This is a genomic window from Flavobacterium petrolei (assembly GCF_003314435.2).
GTDB lineage: Bacteria > Bacteroidota > Bacteroidia > Flavobacteriales > Flavobacteriaceae > Flavobacterium > Flavobacterium petrolei.
Map to the genome: position 1 here is coordinate 319,145 of NZ_QNVY02000004.1, position 19,502 is coordinate 338,646.

The 19,502-nt window shown below is 35.6% G+C and carries 16 protein-coding genes; all 16 read right to left on the minus strand.

Annotated elements, in window-relative coordinates:
• Positions 1-5: 5 nt before the first annotated feature.
• The 16 genes from DR871_RS13145 to mobC all read right to left on the minus strand — a co-directional run bounded on the left by DR871_RS13145 (position 6) and on the right by mobC (position 19,424).
• Positions 6-4,373 carry a CusA/CzcA family heavy metal efflux RND transporter gene (locus tag DR871_RS13145; RefSeq protein ID WP_113667144.1) on the minus strand — a complete coding sequence of 1,456 codons (4,368 nt, stop codon included), beginning with the start codon at positions 4,371-4,373 and terminating at the stop codon, positions 6-8.
• A 234-nt stretch (positions 4,374-4,607) separates the two neighbouring features.
• Entirely contained in the window at positions 4,608-4,934 is a 327-nt protein-coding gene (locus tag DR871_RS13150) for a DUF6660 family protein (RefSeq protein ID WP_129752546.1), read from the minus strand.
• A 59-nt stretch (positions 4,935-4,993) separates the two neighbouring features.
• Complete coding sequence (locus DR871_RS13155) at positions 4,994-5,401, minus strand: Fur family transcriptional regulator (RefSeq protein WP_113667142.1); 408 nt, start codon at positions 5,399-5,401, stop codon at positions 4,994-4,996.
• Positions 5,402-5,606: 205 nt separating this feature from the next.
• Entirely contained in the window at positions 5,607-7,877 is a 2,271-nt protein-coding gene (locus DR871_RS13160; RefSeq protein WP_113667160.1) for a multicopper oxidase family protein, read from the minus strand.
• A 23-nt stretch (positions 7,878-7,900) separates the two neighbouring features.
• On the minus strand, positions 7,901-8,350 hold the full coding sequence (locus DR871_RS13165; protein WP_113667141.1) for a heme-binding domain-containing protein: 450 nt from the start codon (positions 8,348-8,350) through the stop codon (positions 7,901-7,903).
• Between the two features lies 1 nt (position 8,351).
• Positions 8,352-9,011, minus strand: a complete 660-nt coding sequence (locus DR871_RS13170) for a DUF3347 domain-containing protein (protein WP_113667159.1) — start codon at positions 9,009-9,011, stop codon at positions 8,352-8,354.
• A gap of 39 nt (positions 9,012-9,050) precedes the next feature.
• Positions 9,051-9,572, minus strand: coding sequence for a DUF305 domain-containing protein (locus tag DR871_RS13175; RefSeq protein WP_113667140.1), 522 nt, complete (start codon positions 9,570-9,572; stop codon positions 9,051-9,053).
• Between the two features lie 19 nt (positions 9,573-9,591).
• Positions 9,592-10,470, minus strand: a complete 879-nt coding sequence (locus tag DR871_RS13180; RefSeq protein WP_092908326.1) for a DUF3347 domain-containing protein — start codon at positions 10,468-10,470, stop codon at positions 9,592-9,594.
• 95 nt (positions 10,471-10,565) lie between these two features.
• Positions 10,566-10,946 carry a hypothetical protein gene (locus DR871_RS16495; RefSeq protein ID WP_177190293.1) on the minus strand — a complete coding sequence of 127 codons (381 nt, stop codon included), beginning with the start codon at positions 10,944-10,946 and terminating at the stop codon, positions 10,566-10,568.
• 455 nt (positions 10,947-11,401) lie between these two features.
• On the minus strand, positions 11,402-13,942 hold the full coding sequence (locus DR871_RS13195) for a heavy metal translocating P-type ATPase (protein WP_113667139.1): 2,541 nt from the start codon (positions 13,940-13,942) through the stop codon (positions 11,402-11,404).
• Between the two features lie 86 nt (positions 13,943-14,028).
• Positions 14,029-14,592 (minus strand): helix-turn-helix domain-containing protein, encoded by a 564-nt coding sequence (locus DR871_RS13200; RefSeq protein WP_074590661.1) that lies wholly within the window; start codon positions 14,590-14,592, stop codon positions 14,029-14,031.
• A 215-nt stretch (positions 14,593-14,807) separates the two neighbouring features.
• The gene (arsB, locus tag DR871_RS13205; protein WP_074590663.1) at positions 14,808-15,851 is read right to left on the minus strand and encodes an ACR3 family arsenite efflux transporter; all 1,044 of its coding nucleotides are present in this window, start codon (positions 15,849-15,851) and stop codon (positions 14,808-14,810) included.
• Positions 15,852-15,854: 3 nt separating this feature from the next.
• Entirely contained in the window at positions 15,855-16,445 is a 591-nt protein-coding gene (locus DR871_RS13210) for an arsenate-mycothiol transferase ArsC (protein ID WP_113667138.1), read from the minus strand.
• Between the two features lie 43 nt (positions 16,446-16,488).
• Entirely contained in the window at positions 16,489-16,953 is a 465-nt protein-coding gene (locus DR871_RS13215) for a DUF6428 family protein (protein ID WP_074590668.1), read from the minus strand.
• Positions 16,954-17,012: 59 nt separating this feature from the next.
• Positions 17,013-17,342 (minus strand): ArsR/SmtB family transcription factor, encoded by a 330-nt coding sequence (locus DR871_RS13220; protein WP_074590670.1) that lies wholly within the window; start codon positions 17,340-17,342, stop codon positions 17,013-17,015.
• 81 nt (positions 17,343-17,423) lie between these two features.
• On the minus strand, positions 17,424-19,424 hold the full coding sequence (gene mobC / locus DR871_RS13225) for a conjugal transfer protein MobC (RefSeq protein WP_074590671.1): 2,001 nt from the start codon (positions 19,422-19,424) through the stop codon (positions 17,424-17,426).
• Positions 19,425-19,502 lie beyond the last annotated feature (78 nt).

A 19,502-nucleotide genomic window follows, 5' to 3' on the forward strand; every position in this document is an offset into this window, starting at 1 on the left:
TTTTCTTATTGATTGATGAATGAATAAATAGTGATTACAGATTGGTTTACCTGCTGAATACTTTTGAGGTAATTCAGCTGAATATCGGTGGCAGTTTGCAGCGCAAAAAGATATTCTACATAACTGATTTCGCCTGTTCTGTAACCCAATTGTGCTGCTGATACAATTTCCTTGGCATTTGGCAATGCTTCTTTCTCAAAATAATTGAACTGCTGTAGGTCTTGCTGGTATTGTTGCAAGGCATTTTGCATTTGCGTAGCCAATGTTTTTTGCTGTTGCTGTGCATTGGCTTCGGCTGCTTGTTTTCTGTAATCTAAAGATTTTATTCTGGCTTTGGTAGCACCATAAGTGATGGGAATAGCAATACCAATGTTTACAGAACTAAATCGGTTTCCGCCATTGAAAAATTGTTCGTCTCCGTTTACATTTTGAAAACCAATTAAAGACTGATTGACGTAACCAATGGTGAAATCGGGCAAACCTTGCGAACGTTCTACCTTTTTGGTTTGCTCGGCAATAATGGCATCCTGATACAAAGATTGAATGGCAGGATGATTTTCTACGACTTCATTATCCAACAAATTACTGATTTGTAGAGGCTGAAATATTCCGTTTTCTGCAATGGTAAAATCGTCTTTTGTGTTCATCAATGTTTTCAGATTGGCAACAGCATTGGATAAGAACACTCCATTTTGTTTTAGCAATAAATTGATTTCGCCTTTCTTAGCTTCCGCTGTGCTGATGTCCACTTTTTTGGTGTCGCCAGTTTTATAACGAAGCTGGGCTATTTTAATAAAATCGTTGTACAAACTATCCAATTGCTGTAACTGTTTTTCATTGTGTTGCAAGTACAAAATTTGATAATAATAAGTACGTACTTGATTTTTTAACTCCAATACAGTAAGGTTTTTTTGCAATTCTTTACCTTTTATTTCGGCATTAATCAGTTGCTTTTTAGCTCCGAATAATGATGGAAACGGAATGGTTTGTGACACCTGAAAAGACTGGTCGAATTTGGTACTGTTGTACTGTCCCAACTGTGCATTAAAATCAAGTTTTGGTAATTCTCCGGCAGTTTTTTTCAAAGCTTTGCTGGCATCAATTTCTAAATCTGAAGCTTTTAAGGTTTGATTATTTTGAAGTGCAATATTTATCGCATCGTCAACGTTAGTTAAACTTTTTGTCTGTGCATTTGCTGTAAAGCCTACCATTGATAAAAGCAATACAATTATGGTTACAATGGGTTTCACTTGTGGCTTTCTTTTTAATTTAATTTTTGAATTGAAAATGATATAGAGTAATGGCAGTACAAATAGGGTAAGGAATGTTGCTGTAACTAATCCGCCAATTACTACCGTGGCTAAAGGCTTTTGTACTTCTGCACCAGCACTACTGCTTAATGCCATTGGTAAAAAACCTAAACTGGCTACAGTTGCTGTCATCAATACTGGTCGCAGTCGGATTTTAGTTCCTTCTATTACTCGTTTGAAAACATCTTTTACACCTTCTTTTTCTAATTGGTTGAAAGTGCCTATCAATACAATTCCGTTGAGAACTGCCACACCAAACAAAGCAATAAATCCAATTCCTGCACTGATGCTGAACGGCATACCACGAAGTAATAAAGCCAATATACCACCGATCGCACTCATTGGGATAGCTGTAAATATTAAGCCTGCCTGTTTAAAGGAACGGAACGTGAAATAGAGCAATACAAAAATCAATAACAAAGAAACCGGAACGGCTATCATTAATCGGTTACTGGCTTCCTGCAAGTTTTCAAATTGACCGCCATACGTGAAATAGTAGCCCGGTGGTAATTTTACCTGTGTATTTAATTTTTGCTGAATTTCTTCTACCACACTTTGTACATCCCTGTCTGCAACGTTGAACCCGATTACAATTCTACGTTTTCCTGCTTCACGGCTTATCTGTGCCGGTCCTAATTTGTAATCAATAGTTGCTACTTGCGAAAGCGGAATTTGATTACCAGTTGAAGTTGGTATCATCAAATTGTTTACATCTTCGATACTGTTACGGTAAACACTATCCAACCGAACTACCAGTTCAAATCTTCTTTCGTTTTCATATACTACACCAGCACTTTTTCCTGCAAATGCAGTGCTTACTACATTGTTTACATCTTCTACCGTTATCCCATAATTGGCTAAACGTGTACGGTCGTATTCTATATTTATTTGCGGTAAACCACTCACACGTTCTACTTGTGGAGATGTAGCACCTTCTACTGTTTGTATAACCTTACTAACCTTATCAGCATTCAAGGCAAGCGTATCTAAATTTTCTCCAAATATTTTTACTGCTACATCTTGCCTAATACCTGTCATTAATTCATTGAAACGCATTTGTATCGGCTGGTTTTTTTCAAAGAACACACCAGGTATTGCCTCTAATTTTTCATTAATTGCATCCGCCAATTCATCATAATTTCTACCACTTTTCCATTCGCTTTGAGGCTTTAGCAATATCATCATATCAGTAGCTTCGGGTGGCATTGGATCCGTTGGCACTTCTGCCGCTCCAGTTTTACCTACTACCATTTTTACTTCATCAAATTCTTTAATAATTCTTGAAGCTTGCATAGAGGTTTCTATACTCTGGCTCAATGAACTGCCTTGTGGTAAAATACAATGGAAGGCAAAATCTCCTTCCTGTAATTGTGGTATAAATTCGCCACCCATTCTGCTAAATAAGAAAAGACTAAAAACAAATATACCAACGGTAATTCCTACTAGCCAATATTTTATTTTGATGGCTTTTTCTAATAATGGTTGATACATTTTTTGCAACCAATTCATCATTTTATCCGAAATGGTTTCTTTGAGCATCGGCTTTTTAGATAAGAACAAAGCGCACATCATCGGGATATATGTTAAAGATAATATCAATGCTCCGAATATTGCAAAACCTACTGTTTGTGCCATTGGACGGAACATTTTACCTTCTACACCTACCAATGTAAGAATAGGAATGTAAACTATAAGGATAATGATTTCACCAAAGGCTGCACTATTACGAATTTTGGAAGCTGAGGTAAATACTTCATTATCCATTTCTTGCTGTGTGAGCCTTTGTGTAGATTTCCTTAAACCTAAATGATGCAATGTGGCTTCTACAATAATTACCGCACCATCTACAATTAATCCAAAATCTATTGCTCCCAAACTCATTAAATTGGCACTTACGCCAAACACATTCATTAAAGCCAATGCAAACAACATCGCCAAAGGAATAGCGGATGCTACAATCAATCCTGCCCTAAAATTCCCTAAAAAAAGCACCAATACAAAAATGACAATCAGTGCGCCTTCTATCAGGTTCTTTTCAACGGTACTCATAGCTCTGTCAACCAAATCTGTACGGTCTAAATAGGGTTCAATAATTATATCTTCGGGTAAGGATTTTTGAATAATAGGCAATTTTTCTTTGATGCGATTTACAACCTCATTGCTGTTCTCGCCTTTCAACATCATTACCACACCGCCAACTGCATCTACTTCGCCGTTGTAGGTCATTGCTCCGTATCGTACAGCACTTCCAAAACGAACATCTGCCACATCTTTAATAAAAATAGGAATACTGCCGCCATCATTTTTTACACTGATATTTTTTACATCATCCAATGAAGTTACCAAACCTATACCTCGGATGAAATAAGCGTTTGGTTTTTTGTCGATATATGCACCACCAGTATTTTGATTGTTTTTTTCTAATGCGGTAAAAATGTCGGTAACACTTACCCCCATAGCTTTTAAGCGATTGGGATTTACTGCTACTTCATATTGTTTCAGTTCGCCACCAAAACTATTTACTTCGGCAATTCCGGGAGTTCCATATAATTGTCTTGCTACAATCCAATCCTGCATTGTGCGTAGGTCTTTTGCATTGTATTTTTTTTCACTGCCTTTTTTCGGATGGATGATGTATTGATAGACTTCTCCCAATCCGGTACTTACTGGTGCAAGTTCTGGCTTGCCAATACCTTTAGGTATATTTTCCTCTGCTTCTTTTAGTTTTTCATTGATAAGCTGACGGGCAAAATAAATGTCTACTTTATCTTTAAATACTACTGTAATTACCGATAAGCCAAATCTTGAAATACTCCTTGTTTCTTCTATATCTGGAATATTGGCAATGCTTTGCTCAATAGGGAAGGTTACTAATTGTTCTACTTCTTGCCCTGCCAATGTAGGGCAAACCGTAATTATTTGCACCTGATTATTAGTAATATCGGGTACGGCATCAATGGGTAGTTTTGTGGCACTCCACACTCCCCAAATGATGAGTAACAAGGTCATTATCCCAATGACGAGCTTGTTCTGAATACTAAATTTTATAATGTTATCTAACACGTGTATCTGTTTAATTTTTTGATAAATAAATTATTGCCTCTTGCCATAAGAAGCCAACAGATAATCAAATAACTATCGGATGAAGTGGATTATGCCTGTAATTATTTCTATAAACAAACATTCATAGAAAATACATAACACGAACAGGCTAGCAGTACCGTAAAGCCAATAAAAGGCATACAATTACTGAGGCTTGCAACAAACCATCAATAGCATTAAGAAAATCTGAAAAAATTAAACAGTAAATTTAGGAGGATGCCAAATACTTCCTGAGTAGAAGGAAATTAAAGTAAAATCACGAAGTGTAATTTTTTTAACAACAAGAGTGGGTTTAGGTTGCTTGATTTCAAAAGGTTTGAAATGGTAAGTAGCAATACTTATACTACAACAATTGCAATAACAAAAAGGACTGCAATTGTCATCGCTATCTTGGTTGTGGTCGTGAGATTGAACGGTTTCAATTTTAGGAATGGTATCCTCACACTGATTGCTTCCATCGCTACAAGGCAATGAAAAAAGTACCATCAGGTAAAAAGTCCATATTGTGATTATCCATCTCATTTATAGTGCAAATATAGAAAAATAAACTTTGCAATCGGATTGCAAAGTTTCATAGTATTTTAGTTGCATCTGTCACACCGTCCTTTAAGTACCAAATTGACACCTTCTAATTTAAAATTTAGTGGAATATTGATGTTTGGAATTTCGGTATCGGTAAGACAAAAAGTTCGCTGGCACTGGGAGCAATGAAAATGCGTATGCTGTTCTGAAGGTTTGCAATTGCAACCCGATTGACAAAGTGCATATTTTACAACTCCTGTTCCGTCGTCAATAGTATGGATAAGTTTGTGCTCTAAAAAAGTTTTCAGCGTTCTGAATAGCGTAACATTATCTGCATTTTCAAACTGTTCTGCTAATTCCTTATGACTGATGGCATATTGCTGTTTCAACAATTTTTCTATTACCAACAAACGCATTGCTGTGGGTTTAATATTTCTTTGTTGTAAAATATTTTCTTCATTTTTCATAATGATTAATTTCTATTATCATTTATTTTAAATTGAGAGCTATGTTAAAAGGGTGTTCAAACTAAGGGTTCTGCTATTTAGTCTACAATATAATTTCTTATTAAATACGAATTAAGGGTTGGATTTTAATAGTTATGGTTTTGCAATAAACCGCAAATTAATTGATGGTTTTAACCCTTAATTCGTATTATATATACACTGTTTACTAATAATTCAATGCGAGCCCCACTCCAAAACCCATATCGCTATCGTAATGTGTACGGATACCAATGTTTTTGTTGATAATGTACTTTAGGTCTGCCATATATTCCATATCAGTATTAACCATAAATCCTCCTCTTAATCTTTTAGAAATAGGAATATCTTCACGCATTAATGACAAACGAACAATGCCATCGTGATATACCTCTGCCTGAAAATTGACTAACATTGGCAATGTGTACATAAAACCTAAACTAAAGGCTCTACGTGTATCCTTCTCATTTTTTTGCCCAAACAAATTTGTTTCGTGTTCGTCCATTCCCATTTTACGATAACGCCAATCAAAACCAATAAACGGCATAAGCCATTGCGTTTTTCCTATATATCTTCCTAAATGGGTTTCCACCTCGTAACCGTGCATATCATTGTAACCTAAACGCCATTCTGTCCCTAAAGACCATCTTGCATTTTGAACCATTGCATCACCATCATTTCCATTGGTTGCAAAATCGTTTTGAGCCATAAAATGTGGCATATTGCTTTCTCTTTGCAATTTATTGTAGGCTTGTTTTTTGTTGGGTAAGTATGGGTTTTGGTAGTCATCCACTGCAAAAACTCTATTCATTCCGCCCATCATATGATAAAGGATATGACAGTGGAAAAACCAATCTCCTTCTTCGTTTGCTAAAAACTCAATGGTATCAGTTTCCATTGGCATTATATCCAACACATTTTTTAAGGGCGAATTTTCGCCTTTGCCATTGATTACCCTAAAATCAAAACCGTGCAAGTGCATCGGGTGGCGCATCATCGAGTTATTATGAATGGTAATTCGTAGAATTTCGCCTTTTTTAACAGGTATTTTATCAACTTCTGAAAGTATTTTATTATCCATACTCCACACATAGCGGTTCATATTTCCTGTAAGGGTAAATTTGAGTTCTCTTACTGGTGCATCTTTTGGTAGTGTAGTGTTGTATGGTGATTGCAACATTGTATAGTTTAAGGTTTTGATTTCTCCTAAAGCATTAGCATTATAACGGTTGGGGTCGTTGTCCATATTCATATTGTGTTGGCTATGGTCTTCTTTCTGGTTACTATCTCCTGTGATTTCGGGATACATTACCACATTCATATCCATTTGGTTCAGGCTCATTTTCATTCCCATATCGTCAAGGTTGCCGTCCATCTTCATCATATCGTTCATCATCTTCATCCCTTCAAAATATTTCAATTTGGGAAGTGGGGAAATCAGTTGTTTGATGCCATTGCCCACAAAATAGCTTGCCGACTGTGTCCTGTCTTCGGTGGTGGCTAAAAATTCATAGGCAACACCGTCATCAGGAATGATTACTACAATATCGTAAGTTTCAGAAACTGCAATGATTAATCTATCTACTTCCACAGGTTCTACATCGTTGCCGTCATTTGCAACTACTGTAATTTTACCGCCTGCATACCGCAACCAAAAATAGGACGAAGCACCACCGTTTGAAACTCGCAATCGTACCTTATCGCCTGCTTTTAGCGTTTTGCCGTCAACAGTTTTTAAATCGGTAGTATGATTTCCATTGATTAAAATTTTGTCATAATAAACATCGCTTACATCCATTGCCAACATTCGTTTCCATTCGTTGGTTAGTTTTGTTTTGAAATGACCTTCTCTGATGGCTTCTGCGTAAGACTGTGTTGCATTTTTTTTGATGGCAGACCAATCGTTGGCATTATGCAACATTCTGTTAATATTATCTGGGTTTAGATTTGTCCATTCACTTAAAATGATGGGTACAGTCGGTAAATCGTCAATTCCTTTTCTAAAGGTTTTATCATCATCCTTTTTCTTCATTATAAAACTGCCATACATCCCAATCTGCTCTTGCAATCCCGAATGTGAGTGATACCAATGTGTTCCGTGTTGAATAATAGGAAAACGATAGGTATATGTTGTGCCTGCCTTAATAGGTTTTTGTGTAAGCCAGGGCACACCATCTTCTTTGTTGGGCAGGAACACTCCGTGCCAATGCAATGATGTACTTTCTTTTAATTGGTTGTGTACTACAATTTCGGCAGTATCTCCCTCCGTAAATGTTAGGGTAGGCATTGGTATTTGACCATTTACAGCAATGGCTCTTTTTTCTTTGTCTGCATAGTTTACAAGTGTGTCTTTTACATAAAGGTCATAACGGACTACCTTTTGTGCAAAAAGAGATTGCGAACACAACAGTATGAAAACTGCCTGTAGCAATCTGATAGTAATATTTCTGGGTATATTCATTTTAATATTTTTATTAATGAAACTTATTCCTGCTTTTTTAACCAATTGGTTAATACTTTGATTTGCTCATCATTCAGTTTTGCCTTTTTATGCATTATTGTATATGATGATAAGGGCATTTGTTTAGTCTCGATTTGTTCTTTAATTGAGTTTAATAATCTTTCCTGCTTCCTATTTGAATATGTACCCCATTCGTTGAAATTCAAATCCTCTTTTGCGTTTTTGATGTGATTTTCAACTAATGCTCTCATAGGTTGCACATAGTCATACCAAACATAATTAGTATTGTTACTATGACAATCGTAGCAAGAGGTTTGAAACATCGCTTTTACTTGAACAGGCATTTTATAGGCTTGGGTAAAATCGGTTGTGTAAACCTGCCCTTTATCTACATTAAGGGCAGGCTGATAAAATTGTATTCCAATAAAAATAAACAGCACTATTGTCAATATTATCTTTAATACTTTCTTCATTTTAGAACTCTTTTTTTACAGAGCCACAGGTAAGCATTTTACCGCCATAGTAAGGGTTTTTGATAGCTTTAGCTTCGCTAATCCAAACCGCACCTTTACCATCGTTATACATTGGACAATGGTCTTGATATAATTTTTGTGTAGTTCCAAATAATACTATAAGATCGGAAACATCTTTGCTTAATGATGCTAAATGTTCTCTTTGATGGTCTATTTTGCCTGCATTATCACCAATGTGTTCTGCATTTTCCTTAGCATTTTCAGCTATCTCCATATATTCTTTATGTTTGTTGGCAGGAATGGATTTCATATTTACATTGTTTAAAGTTGTAAATAATTGCTTCCCTGCATTAGCAGCTGCTTGGTCGTTATCTGAGACAAGTGCATTTTTTAAAGTCAAATAATCCTTAATTATAGGTGCGATAGTAAACTTTTGAGCTTGCTTCACATCGGATTTTTCTGCCTCTTGAGAAGACGTATCCGTTGAAGTAACAGTTGCTACCGTATCATTGAGTGTAGGTGATTGTAACTCCGGAATTGCAGCAATTGTTGTGCTATCATTAGCTTGCTGGTCGCTATTTTTATTTGAAGATTGATTGCAGGAAATTGTTACCGCTGCAACTGTTACTAATGTAATGATTGAGAAAATTATATTTTTCATTTTATTCATTTTTGATATTATTGAAGAAATTTATCTTATTTATTTGTTTTCAAATTCATTTAGCTTATGCTTCATAAATTCGATTTCTTGTGCCTGTGTTTCCAGTATGTTTTTTTGTAACTGTATCAATTCGGGGTCGGTAAGCTTAGCCTTTTCAGACATCAATACTGCTGCTGCGTGATGTGGTATCATACCTTTTACAAACTCCTTATCGCCCACAAATAATTGCTCCCGAATACCAAACCAACAAAAGATGCCAATCGCAAAGGAAACCGTTATGATTGCCCAATTGATTTTTTTGTTTTGATACATTCCTTTCATTATCCATAATTCAATTACCAACATTGCCGAAACCATTAGTAGGGTCATATATAAATTATTGATGTTGGGGATAAGGTTCTGCAAACCGTCAATCATAGCATACATAATAAAATACATAGCTACAAACATTGCAACAGCCATTACAGCAAAACGTTTGTACATTGCTAAAGAATGATTGGGGTTATTTTCTTCACTCTTTTGGGTATGTTGCATTCCGTGTTGGTTTTTCATACTTTCCATAACAATAGCGTTTTATTTGTTATTTAATAGTTTCCTGCACACTACCGCAGGTAAGCATTTTAGAACCGTAATATGGGTTTTTAACCACTTCTTCCTTACTTAACCAGTTTGCACCTTTCCCATTATTGTACATAGGGCAATGCAGATAATAAACAGGTGCTTCTTGTTTTGATACCTTAGTTAATTCATACATATTCTTAGAAAGCAAAGCGAAAGTTTCTCTTTGTTTTGCCACATCTTTGGTTGTAGCAATTTTTTCAGCATTTGCTGTTAAATCCTTCATCACTTCCATCCAAACGTTATGTTCCTTGGTAGAAAGTTTTGTCATTTCTACCGCTTTAATGGCTTTTACCAATTCAGCGGCTTTTGCAGATGAGATACCTGCATCAGTTTTTACTAACGCATCTTTAACCGAAAAGTAGTTCTCGAAAACGGTTTTTAATTGCGGTACATTTTGCGTTTCAGTGGTGTTTTTTTGAGCCATATCGCTTTGGTTATGGTTGGCGTGTTCATTTTTCATATCCATACCTGCATCTTTGGTTTTTGCAACTGGTTTTAGTTCCCTTTTATACTGGCAACAGTCGGATAATTTTGCATATACATCATCTGGAGCCAAAAATTTCTCGCTGTCATAACCTGCCAAAGCAATACGTTTCAGTATTTCATCCTGATTTGTTTTTTTATCATCGTATTTAAGTGTAGCCATTTTGGTGTCTTTATTCCATTCTACTGTGGCTACATTTTTTAAATTTCCTGCTTTTTCGATGGTTGTTTTACACATTTCGCAGTTGCCATATATTTTTACGGTTTCTGTTTTTGCATTTTTGATTTGTGCAAAACTGTTTACAGCTGATAGTAATACGGTGATTACCATCAATATTTTTGATATTGATTTCATTTTTATTTTTTTTTATTTAATAAGATATACGAAGAGTTTGCGAAAACTGGATTCAGCTTTCGACAAGGCACACGTATGGCTAACAAGCCATCGTTTTAGCTTATTTTAGGTGGTTGCCAAATGGAAGAGTAGCCTGAAGAATAGTAGGCTTCTTTGAAACCGAATTTTTGCTTTTTAATTTCAGCAAAAGGGTCAGCTGTTTTTAAATCTACTGGTATTGGTAAGCTTACAGAAGATGAAGAAGTGCTGCATCCACAAGAACTGTGCTTACAATTGCCGTCGCAGTCGTGACCATCTTTGCATTTTTTACAGGACTTGTCCTTGCAACTGCTTTTATGTTCTGCTTTTGCAGATTGATCTTTTGAGCAGGACTTTTGCTCTGTCTTAGTTGTTTTTTTTGCACAAGCATAGCTTATGCTTGGCATTAGGAAAAAGCCCAAACATAGTAAGATGACAAAGCTGATATGTTTACTCAAATTTTTCAACACTACAAAATTATGAAATTATTTCTTTTAATTGCTATATTTTGCACTTTCGTGAACTGCAAACACAGAATTATAGATAAAATGTCTAAATCACTAGTCTGCATAGTCCTTTTTATGCTTATTAAAATAAATATACAGTGAATTACCTAAAGTGTTTGTTATAAGTTAAATAACTAAACAGGTATTAGGATAAGTAAATTATCTTTGTTTAATGGTTCTATTTTAAAACCTGCTTTCTGTACAGTTTCAATTTCCTGTTCTTGTGTAATTCCTTCTGATTTTACGGTAAGCACCTTGTCTTTAGTTGTATCTACTTCCCAATGTCATATACCATCGGCATTATCCAAATGAGGTTTTACAGATGCTACACATCCACCACAGTTAATATTTGTTTTGAATCGTAAGTCTTGATTATTCTTTTCCATTTTGTTTATTGAATAATTCATTTAAAGTTTAAAACTGCGTAATCGCAATGCATTTACGATTACCGATACAGAACTTAAAGACATTGCTAAAGCTGCAATCATTGGAGATAATAAAATTCCAAAAAACGGATATAAAATACCTGCTGCAATTGGAACACCAAGCACATTGTAGAAAAAGGCAAAGAATAAATTTTGCTTGATGTTTTTCATAACAGCATGGCTCAAATTTTTTGCTTTAACGATACCTAATAAATCGCCTTTTACTAAAGTTATTTTGGCACTTTCTATGGCTACATCGGTTCCAGTTCCCATAGCTATTCCGATATTGGCTTGTGCTAATGCCGGAGCATCATTTATACCATCACCAGCCATAGCTACAATTTTCCCTTCTGCTTGTAAACGTTTAATTTCGTTGAGTTTATCTTCGGGTAAGCATCCTGCTTTATAGGAAGATAAACCTAATTCATCCGCTACTGCTTTGGCTGTATTAACATTGTCACCAGTAAGCATAATTACTTCTACACCTTGAAGCATTAGTTCTTTTATCGCTGCTGCACTCGAAGTTTTTATCGCATCGGTAATTGAAACAAAACCAACTGTAACACCATCAACAGCAATGTAAGAAACCGTTTTACCAAGTTTTTGTTCTGCAATAATTTTGTTTTCTAAATCGTCAGAAATAGTTGCCTTAACCTGTTCCATTAGTTTTTTATTGCCTAATGCTACTTTTCTATTGGTAACCGTTCCTGTAACTCCTTTTCCTGTAACATTTTCAAAATCTTTGACTCCAATTAATGAAATAGATTTTGTTTTGGCATAATTGACTACTGCTTGTGCCAATGGATGTTCACTGTATTGGTTTAAGGAAGCTATATTTTGCAATAAATCATCCTCGTTATTAGTTGATGCGTAAATTTTTTCTACCGAAGGTTTTCCCTCTGTTAGCGTTCCTGTTTTATCTGTTATTAAAACATCCACCTTATTCATATTTTCTAAGGCTTCGGCATTTTTAATTAATACTCCAGATTGTGCTCCTTTGCCCACACCCACCATCACAGACATCGGCGTGGCTAAACCTAAAGCACAAGGACAAGCTATGATTAAAACTGCAATGGCATTTATAAATCCATAAACCTTCGCTGGTTCTGGACCAAATAGTGCCCAAACAAAAAAGGTAATTACTGAAATGATTACTACAATGGGTACAAAATATTTAGAAATACTATCGGCTAATTTTTGAATGGGTGCTCTTGAACGAGAAGCATCGTTAACCATTTGTACAATTTGAGAAAGTAATGTTTCAGAACCTACTTTTTCGGCCATCATTACAAATGATTTGTTCCCGTTGATTGTTCCCGAAATTACATTATCGTCTTTCTTTTTGTCAACGGGAATTGGTTCTCCTGTAATCATTGCTTCATCAATACTGCTTTCACCATCGGTTATTTTTCCGTCAACTGGAATTTTATCTCCTGGTTTTACGCGTAATAAATCACCTTTCTTAATATCATGAATGGAAATCACTTTATCGCCCCCTTCACCAATCAAAGTAGCTTCGGTTGGTGCTAATTGTAATAACGCTTTTATAGCTCCACTGGTTTGGCTATGTGCTCTTGCTTCTAACAATTGTCCCAACAAGACCAGTGTAATGATTACTGTTGCTGCTTCAAAATAAAGATGAATGGTTCCGTGTTCGGTTTTAAATTCTTCCGGAAAGATATTCGGAATCAGCATTCCTACAATACTAAACAAAAATGCAACTCCAGTTCCTATTCCGATAAGGGTAAACATATTTAGATTCCAAGTGATTATGGATTTCCAAGCTCGTACAAAAAACATCCAACCAGCATAGAAAACAACAGGAATTGAAAACAGAAATTGCACCCAGTTCCACATGTTGCTGTCCATTATTTGAAATAACGGATTGTTATGTACCATTTCCATCATGGCAATAATAAAAATTGGCACCGTAAAGAGGGTTGCAATTTTCATTTTTTTAAGCAAATCCAGATAGGTTTTTTTTTCTTCGGAATCGCTTGGTTCCATGGGTACTAAATCCATTCCGCATATAGGACATGAACCCGGACTATCTTGAATAACTTCGGGATGCATTGGACAGGTGTACATCGTTTTCTTTACATCCAATTCTGCTTCTTTTACCAAATGCATTCCACAAACAGGGCAATCGCCAGCTTTATCATAGGTTTTATCGCCTTCACAATGCATTGGGCAATAGTATTTGCCTTTTATATTGCTAGTCACTTCGATTGTTTTTTTATCATCGTGAGAATGAGCGGAACAGCAGGATTTTGCCACTGGTTCATTTGTCGTGGTATGTTGTGGGCTTTTGTTATTGCTCATTTCTATGGTATATTTTCCAACAGCAGTTAATGCTTTTTGCAATTGTGTAGTTGGGATGTGTTTATCCATTGTCAGGGTAGCTGAGTTTTCATCTTTTGAAACTTCAACATTTGTCACATTTTCAACCTTTAATAAAGCCGATTTCACCTTTGCTTCGCAACCTCCACAGGTCATACCTGTTACTTGATATTTGTGTACCATTTTGTATGAGTTTTATTATGATACAAAGTTCCATATTGTTTCCATTTTTTCGTTGTGGAATTTTGGGAATGATTTGTAAGATTTACTTAGACCTTATCCAAAGGTTTTCTTTTATCCTCTCGTATTTGCTTGAAATAACTTGTGGTAAGTCCTGTTACCTTTTTGAATTGGTTGCTTAAATAGGCTACACTTGAGTAATTTAAACGGAAAGCAATTTCACTCAAAGATAGTTCATCATATACCAATAATTCTTTTACCTTCTCTATTTTTTGGGCAATAAAATATTTTTCGATAGTAGTGCCTTCTACTTCTGAAAACAGGTTGGATAAGTAATTATAATCGTGGTGCAATTGACTGCTTAATACATCTGAAAGGTTAGTTTTGGTATTGTTGTCCTGATGATGAACCAAGTCAATAATGACGTTCTTTATCTTTTCGATAACCCTGCTTTTTTTATCATCAATGAGTTCAAATCCTAATAGAATTAAGGCTTTATCCAATTTATTTTTTTCATCGGTTGTTGGCTCTTTATCTAATGTTACTTCGCCGAGCTTTATATTTTTTACGTCTAAGCCAAGCTTGTCCAATTCATTCTGCACTACCATAATGCAACGGTTGCAAACCATATTTTTTATAAAGAGTGTTGTCATATATTTTGTGCTTTATTTGAAATTAGCTTAAAATAGGCTCTATAAAATTACAATTAATATTTTCTTGTAATTGTAGAACAGTTGTCAATTGATGTATTTATCCACTGCGTTGTCCAATTCTTCATTTTTAATATTGCTTAAATTTGTATCTACCAAATGAAAAACTGGCCAAGTAGTTTGCTGACTTTCTTTATCCCATTTCTTTATTCAAAGCATCAATGAGCATTTTGGTCATAATATTTTTTCTTTAGCCACAAACTTGCACGTACCAATAATATCAGTACAGGAACTTCCACCAATGGGCCGATAACGCCCACAAATGCCTGTGGCGAATGAATACCGAAAACCGATATTGCTACGGCTATTGCCAATTCAAAATTGTTTCCTGTGGCTGTAAATGCGATGGATGTGTTTTTATCGTAAGGAACTTTAAGAGATTTATTGATAAAGAAGCTCACGAAAAACATAAGTATAAAATAGATGATTAACGGTATTGCTACTTTTACTACATCCATTGGCAACTCTACTATTTTATCGCCTTTCAGACTGAACATCAATACTATGGTAAACAGTAAAGCATACAATGTAATGGGCGATATTTTGGGTACAAATTTCCGATTATACCATTCTATACCTTTTGATTTTACAAGGAAGTAGCGGCTTAAAAAACCTGCCAAGAATGGAATACCCAAGTATATCAGTACGCTTTCGGTAACATCTTTCATTGATACGCTTACATTGAAATTGGCTAATCCTAATTTTGCAGGTAATACGTTGATGAATAACCAAACTAAAAAACTGTAAGTAAATATCTGGAAGATACTGTTTAATGCAACTAACATAGCTGTATATTCTCTGTTTGCTTTAGCTAAGTCACTCCAAACGATTACCATTGCGATACATCTTGCCAAACCTATCAGTATCAAACCTGTCATATAATCGGGTTCATTCCTTAAAAATAAAACGGCTAACCCGAACATTAGCACTGTACCGATACCCCAATTCAGTAATAAGGATATACCAATTACTTTTTTATCCTTAAACGCCATAGGCAATAATGAATAATCAACCTTTGCTAATGGCGGATACATCATCAATATTAAACCTATTGCCAACGGAATATTTGTAGTGCCTACGGATAGCGCATTTGTAATTTTTGAAATACCGGGAAAAATATATCCCAATCCTATACCTACTGCCATTGCAAGGAATATCCATAAGGTAAGGTATCTGTCTAAGAATTTTAGTTTTGGTTGCATCGGCTACATTTTAATCATTGAAAAAACATAGAACATTTCCGTTGCTATCTGTAAACTTCTATCAGCATATACCTTTGATTGTTCCTGTGTATTGTCTGAAATTTTAGGGTCTTCAAATGTGATAGGTATTCTCTTTTCTGCTCCTGCAATAAAAGGGCATCCGCCGTCTGCCTGTGAACAGGTCATAATAGCTACAAACGCTGATACAGGATTGAAAGGGCTATCATATTTTTTGGAAAAACCAACAATCGGCAAAGAATTATCACTATACTTTATGGCATATACAGGATTGTCGGTATCTGCTATTTTGAAAATACTTAATCCCTGATGTGTCAATGTTTCTGCCACTTTCGGGAATAATGCCGTTTCCTCTGTTCCGCCTGAATAACAATGTACATTTGGGATAGTATAGTACGCTGCTGCTACCTGTGCCCAAACCTGCGACAAATGACTTCTTCGTGAATTATGGGTACAAATGAAGTTGATACTTATTTCCTGACTATTGTTTACTTTTTGCTGTACAAAATCTATCAGTGGTCGTAATATATTTTTGCGTTCTTCACTGATGTTTTGAAAAGTAGTAACATTGTTTATTGTTTCAACTAAATTCTTTTACATTTTGATTGATTTAAAGGGTTTAACAACATCCTGAATTAGGTGTGCAGGAAGCATTATTCAACGCTGATAATTTTATTTTTTGCTTTTCGACAGGAATACCGCAAGCATCCTGAGCAAGACAAGCTGTTGTTTTACTTTTCAGTACGAATGTTTTTCCGTTGAAATCCAAATCATATTTCCCGATAGTATCACTTTGATATTCTACTTCAATTTCAGCATCTTCCATGCCTAATTTTTCTTCGGATAGTTTGATGATGTTTAATAGCTTGGTTGGCTTCAATCTATGTTCGAAATCGTCAGCATTCCACAACTGAAAGTTGACTACTTTTTCATTGCGGATTACACCGCCACAATCAATAAATTTTTTATTGATTTGCCCCACTTCGGTAACGTGGAAATGTTCAGGAACAAATGTTCCGTTCTCTAATTGAAATTCAACATTCTCTAATGTTGGTAAGATTTCTTTGATTTTTGATAGTTTCATAATTCCATTATTTAATTGTTATATTGCATTGTTACGATTAATTTAGTCAAAATAAATGCTTAGCAACATTTATCAATACCTATATCGTCAACGAAGAAAGTGTTGAGTTCCTTCTTAATCTGCTGCCAAACATTTTCATCAATGCAGTAGCATACACTGGTTCCCTCTATATTTCCTTTAATAATACCAATGTTTTTTAGTTCTTTCAAATGCTGCGAAATGGTAGCTTGTGCCAATCCCAATTCCTCTACCAAGTCATTACAAATACAGGTATTTTGTTTAATGATATATTGTAGGATAGCTATGCGTGCAGGATGAGCCAATGCCTTTAGCGAAGTTGCTAAACGGTTCTGCTGTTCCGTAAATATTTCAGTTTTTGTAACTCCCATTTTTATCTATAATTATACATCGCAATATTACGATTAATATTTTAACTGCCAAAATTGTTTAAAAAAAATATTTAGTGAAGTTTACCCCTGTTGCACCAAATGTTGCAAATTCGGATCATTCTTAATCCTTTCCAATTCAGTTGCAATAATTAGAACAATGTCTATTTTTATCTGACGGTAATTACTTTCAATTTGCTGTTTCATTTTATCTTCCCCGTGTTCATCAACAAAGGATAGGATTTCCGGTATCTTCTGATATACTTTAGTTTCTGCGGCAACTTTTTCATTGTCCACGACAATTTCAGCGTGGAAAATCTTTTGCTCGATGCGTTCGTCAAAGTTGTCCGAAACAGCACCTACAAACATACCTTGGGTTAATGTTGAGATTTTGGAAGCCGGAATTAAACTATCTAATTGTGTCGATATTGAAGTTGAGGTATCATTTCTATTGATTGATAAACTTTGACGTTTCTGCAAAACTTTTCCGAACCTTTCCGAAAGGCTCTTTGCCGTTTCGCCAACTACCTGACCCGAAAATATATTGCCCACAGTGTTTTGGATAACCTTTGCTTCTTTATCGCCATAATCCCTTATCAATTGCGAAAAATCCTGAAAGCCTAAACAAACTGCCACTTTATTACTTCGGGCAGTTGCAATAAGATTATCTAATCCCCGAAAATAAATAGTGGGCAACTCATCAATAATAACAGAACTCTTTAATTGCCCTTTTTTATTAATGAGTTTGACAATCCTTGAATTATACAATCCCAAAGCTGCCGAATAAATATTTTGACGGTCGGGATTATTACCAACACACAAAATCTTGGGTTCTTTGGGATTATTAATATCCAAAGAAAAATCATCGCCAGTCATTACCCAATACAATTGTGGCGAAATCATTCTTGATAAAGGAATTTTTGCTGATGCAATCTGTCCCTGTAATTGGTCTTGTGCGCCACTTTGCCACGCATCCATAAACGGCGAAAGATAATTTTCCAAATCAGGATATGAAGTTAAAATAGTAAATACGTCCGAATACTTTTTATTCAGCAATTCAATGGCGTGTGGGAATGTACAGTACTTACCGTCCTCATAGATTTTCAGATACCAAATAATAGCAGCCAATAATATAATCGGGCTTTCCACAAAGAAATCGCCTTGCTTCTGTATCCAGCTACGATTGAGGTTCAGCATTATGGTATATGCGGCTTCGTAAGCATCGGAAATGTCCGTCATAAAGTTGGGATTGAGAGGATTGCAACGGTGGCTCTTACGTGGATCGTCAAAATTGATGATGTAGAGTTTGGGTTGAACTTTGTACTTGTCCCGATGCTTCAGTAAATGATTGTAGGCAATGGTGGAAAGGTCATCAAACTTAAAATCGTAGATGTACATTGAGAACCCTTTCTCAATCTGTTGCTTGATATAGTTGTTTACGATAGCATACGATTTTCCGGAACCTGGCGTTCCTAAAACAATGGTTGCCCGAAAAGGATTGACGATGTTTATCCAGCCGTTATTCCATTTGTTTTTGTAATAAAATTTTGTGGGAAGATTGACAGAATATTCATTTTCCATCAATTTGGTTTCCTGCTGAAAACTCTCGTTCTCATTATTGAAAACATCGTCCATAAGGTTAGTACGAAGCAAACGGCTCATCCAAACACCTGCCATCAGCAAAGCGATATAACCTAACGAGATAGTAAGGATATACAGGAATGTGCTTATTACCGGAGATAGCTTTAACAACGGTGTATTCAGGAAGAACAGCACAAAACCAACGCCCAAAGCTACGTAAATTTTAGTCCAGGTTATCTTTTCATTCTTTACGCCTTTAGTTCCCAAGCAGCTCAAAGCCAGCAATACAATTGCAAAAACTTTGGTATATAAGGTATGCGAAAACAAACCAGCTGTTCGTTGGAAATTGCCTAATATTTTATTGATTACTTCTAAAGTCCAGCCACGTTCTATGAAGAAACCGTAGCAGAACCAATAAAGGTGCATCAGTACCAAAAGAATACTGACTGCCCGCATAAATGCCATAATCTTGGCAAGTCCTCTTAAATCATCTTCTCCCTGCATTATTTTAATTTTTAATGTTAGGGCGTGAATTTAAAAGGTCTAAAGAGTGGTTATAAGAATGTGGCACTCAATGGCGGT